The organism is Acetatifactor sp., assembly GCF_982438285.1.
The window spans coordinates 1-4,242 of sequence record NZ_CEWDFQ010000277.1; the positions used below are offsets into that span (position 1 = coordinate 1).

General features: G+C 43.4%; 4 protein-coding genes. All 4 read right to left on the reverse strand.

Features of this window, described 5'->3' with window-relative positions:
* Positions 1 to 372 precede the first annotated feature (372 nt).
* A complete protein-coding gene (gene dnaX / locus AC1WIP_RS12335) occupies positions 373 to 1,737 on the reverse strand; it encodes a DNA polymerase III subunit gamma/tau (protein WP_481142110.1) in 1,365 nt (454 codons plus the stop codon).
* Positions 1,718 to 2,653, reverse strand: coding sequence for a hypothetical protein (locus AC1WIP_RS12340; protein WP_481142111.1), 936 nt, complete (start codon positions 2,651 to 2,653; stop codon positions 1,718 to 1,720). The genes dnaX and AC1WIP_RS12340 overlap by 20 nt, the downstream gene beginning before the upstream one ends.
* Positions 2,628 to 3,635 (reverse strand): hypothetical protein, encoded by a 1,008-nt coding sequence (locus AC1WIP_RS12345; RefSeq protein WP_481142112.1) that lies wholly within the window; start codon positions 3,633 to 3,635, stop codon positions 2,628 to 2,630. Before AC1WIP_RS12345 ends, AC1WIP_RS12340 begins: the two co-directional genes overlap by 26 nt.
* Positions 3,604 to 4,242 (reverse strand): hypothetical protein (locus tag AC1WIP_RS12350; RefSeq protein WP_481142113.1); only part of this gene is annotated, 639 nt, incomplete at its 5' end. The genes AC1WIP_RS12345 and AC1WIP_RS12350, both read right to left, overlap by 32 nt.

Sequence of the window (4,242 nt, forward strand, 5' to 3'; positions counted from 1 at the left end):
ATTCTATAGACAGCTCCCCTATCCTTTCTGCCTGAATACTGGAGCCAAAGATTTATATATAACATTATACACAGAATATAGGATGATTACAATAAATTGTCCCTGCTGTGAAAGGCAGGGACACCTATATTTTATTTATCAAACACTAAAGTTAAAAAATCCAACCCATATACAGCAATGTAATCCTTAAGGATCATAAATACAGGATATAGATCTGTTCTGTAATGGTACTTTCTTATCTCCCTGCAGCAGGATAATGCTGTTTTGAACAAGGGGTTGGCATCCAAGCAATACTTCAGATATCCATCAAATTTCAGATAGGGATTAAAAATGTAGCTGTAGTCATACCTTATGGCAGGCAGCAAACGTTCCTCACTTATCGAAAAATGATCCGAGAAGCTCTGTGAATATATCTTCAGGCGGCTCTTCGGGGCCAGGCTCATCGGCTTGGTCTCCACTACTGCCCTCTCTTCCTTCTCCGCGAAAGGGATAAGCGTTGCTTTCAGCGGATGTACTACTGCTCTCTTCCGGACTTTTAGCTCCCTGTGTTTCAGGGGATGCATCAGATCCTTGGATTTGCCCAGCTGGTGCATTGGAAGCCAGTTTGCAGACCTTCTCCTCAAGCTGGTTTATCCGAGATATAAGATAAATCCGGTCCTCTTCTAAAAGGTCAGGGTTACAGCATTTGATTAAGGTCAGCATTGTGTCCATAAACGGATTCAGAGTATTGCGGATTGTTTCTTTTAGCTTACAGAACTGGTCAACATACCAGAACAGCAGCTCAATCCTTACATCTTCTATAACCGTTAAGAGGCATTCCCTGAAGGATTCAGGGCATTGCCCATCTCCTGCCGTCCCTCCACATTTTGCTATGATACAGTCAGCAAGGCACTGGATCATGTTTTCTGTAAGCTGGGATAAATTATTGCCCTCCTCATAGATTTTCTTCAGGCAGTTAATTCCTGCAGAAGGATCTTCCCTGATTATGCACTCTATAAGCTCAAAAGTGACCGATTCATCAAGCAGGCATAGAGTGTCTGTTACATAGCTGCCTGTCAATACATCGCAGGATATGATCAGCCGTTCGCAGATACTCAGGGCATCCCGCATTGAACCCTCCGCCTGTCGCGCAATAAGTTCCAGGGCTTTTTCTTCGTATTCTTTGCCAATATCATCCAGTACATAAGCCAGGCGGCGGCTGATTGTCTCAGGCGTCAGTGTCGAAAACTGGTAAATGGAGCTTCGTGAACGTATCGTTGCAGGTATTTTATGCATTTCTGTCGTGCACATGATAAAAACACAGTGGTCAGGGGGTTCCTCTATGGTTTTGAGGAGCGCGTCAAATGCGCTTGCTGACAAATTGTGGACTTCATCAATGATATATATCTTTTTGGGGAGGACGGAAGGCATGTACATTGTTGATGATACAAGTTCCTTGATGTCCGCAATCGTATTATTCGATGCCGCATCCAGCTCTATGAAGTCCATTGTTTTGCCTTCAAGGATCATCCGGCAGTTACGGCACTCGTTGCATGGGCCATCGGACGTCGGGTGTTCACAGCATATGGCCCGCGCCAAAATTCTTGCAATTGTGGTCTTCCCAGTCCCCCTATGCCCGGCAAACAGGTACGTACTTGAATATTTACGGGCATCGATCTGTTTCTTTAGAGTTAGAAGGTTCTGTTCCTGGCCGGAGACTTCTGATAATGTTTGCGGCCTATAAGTTGTATGTAGCATAAGGTCCTCCTTCTTCGGTAAAATTTACAATGTTGCGTAAAAGATTGAAATAGTCATTTTTCGTATAATTCTTCTTCTTTAAGTGGTGTTGCCCCATGCGCATAATTTTGTATGCTTCTGTCGGCGTGTACAGGTTTGCCGGGTAAATGCTTTTATCTATCCCGGCATTATTTATCGTGCTTATGCAGTATGCATAAAAAGGATAGGTGACAAGCTTAATATTCCATACCGGTCGGCTACTGTTTACTTCATAAAAGTTTTCCCGGTCTTTTTCCTTTAGGGCATGCATGGCTTTCAGGAGATCAGGTTTTTCCTGTATCTGGCATAAAAGCCGGTACTGCTCCTTGTATCCCTCTAGCAGTTCCTGTTCCCGTAGGTACAAGTAGGGCGCGTTTCCTGTCAGGTAGGATATGAACCCGGCATCACATGCAGAGACTCCCTGCATTTTTAGGAAATCAGTCATTGCCTCATCGCTGAGTGGCCTGAGGCATATCGTACAGCACCGGCTCCTGACAGTCGGGATCAACGTATTGGAATCAGCCAAGAAAATGAGGATATTGTCAGGGCGGTCTTCCAGTGTTTTCAAAAGCTTGTTTTGTGTCGGGACCGTGATCGTATGTGCCCTGTTTATGAGTATGACTTTTTTATTTCTAATGCAGCTCCTTAAGCTGAATTCAAATATGCGGCCAACTTCTTCAGCGTTTATATCCTGTTCCTGCCCTGCCATATAGAAATCAGGGTTCTTTTTCAGGTCTTTTTCTGTAGTGGAAAGAAGCCTTGAGGCGATATGCATACCTAACTCTTTTTTCCCGAGGCCGCTTATGCCGCTTAGGATCAACCCTGGAGGGTCTGCCATAGAAAGATAGCCCTCAATAGAACCCAATGTATTTTTATGTATAAGATATTGCAGGTCCATTTTTCCCTCCTTCTCCATCATGCGGAAAATAAAGGTACGAGCCATATTCTTGTGAAAATACAGCACCTTTTTCACCTTTATGCTTCCTGAATATCTGGTCCATATCAATCAGCTTTCTATAGATCTCATATGCTGAGTGTATGATTGACGCTTCTCTTGTCATTGGTTTCCCGTATGTGTCATGGGCTGCATGTACCATGTTGTATAGCAAATTCCGTTCTTGTTCTGACAGGAAAATAGATGAGCCTATTAGGCATCCCTCTATAACCTGGATGCTCAGCATTTCCCTCGTAAGTAAAACCGTACAGCTTATCCTCCGGGAATCTGGGTAAGGAGTGTACCGCTTGACATCCCCGATCGCCGCTAGTATGGAACCTGTAATAACTAAATCAGGATCAATAACAGAATTTTGATCATACTGCGGATATACAAGGCTGTTGTGAGACCGCATGATCTGGACCGCAATGCTTGTGACGGAGACAATCTGTACTAAAACCGCACCGTTATAGCTGCCCGGTCCTTTTAACGCAAGCGGCGCTTCCCTAAGTGGACCCTCATATTTATCTAATATAATCCCAAGAAGTTCCTTATAAACGCCATTGTTTACCTGTTCCGACATCTTCCGCAGGGCACGCATGTATTTCCCTTTTAAAGGCTCCTCAAGACTGAAAACGTAATCTTCTATCTGGTAGCCCGTTGCAACCTTAATCTTGCTGATGATTAGTTCTGTCTGTCCTGTATTGCCCTTTAGCACGTCCCCTGTTACCCTGACAACAGTATTTTTCAGATTCTCTGCTGCTGGGTCCATATTCTGTTCCCATATCCGGCCTGATAACATTCCAGTCTTATCTGCTAGTGTCAGGTGGTAATAAGGGATGCCGGATTCTTTTGTGCTCCTTTTCTCTATATTTTTTAAATAGAAATTTTCCTCTACTGTGCCTGCGAGATAGTCATCTATCTGCGCAATGTATATTTTTTTCAATGTCATCCTCCTTTTGTTGCTTTTGTCTGTTTTTTATGTCCGATAGCAGTCTGCCATAATAATTGCTGATCAGTTCGTTTAATTTTCCATCGTTCGGATAAGAAAACAGTTGGTTATCATCTTGTTTTAGCAATGAACTTTTAACCCCTTTTATCCTGGACAGATAAATCTCACCGCACCGTGCGAATATCTCTGTCCTTTTAAGATAGTATTTCAAATTATATTTCCCGGATTTGCTGACATGCCTGATTCCTTTGATTTCATCTTCTTTGATCCTTTGCATTAAAAGGTATTGGTATCTGTCTGCAATTGTAGAAAACCCGAAATTGCTTGACAGGTTGCCCAACAGGTCATCTATTAAGTGGAATTGCTCATGGATACAGGAATCAGGATGGCGTATGTCAACAGCCAATGTCCCATAGAAAGGGAAATAGAGGCCCTTCGCCCTATGCCTTCCCAGTTTCCGGAAGCGGATACTTTTCCCCGGGTATTTTAAGCAGGAAAAAATGTCCCTGTTGATGAGCATGAACTCATTGGCAACGGACCTGACTTTTCCGAGGTCAACACCTTCATCATATTCAACAAAGTCAAAATACTCATTTAATGG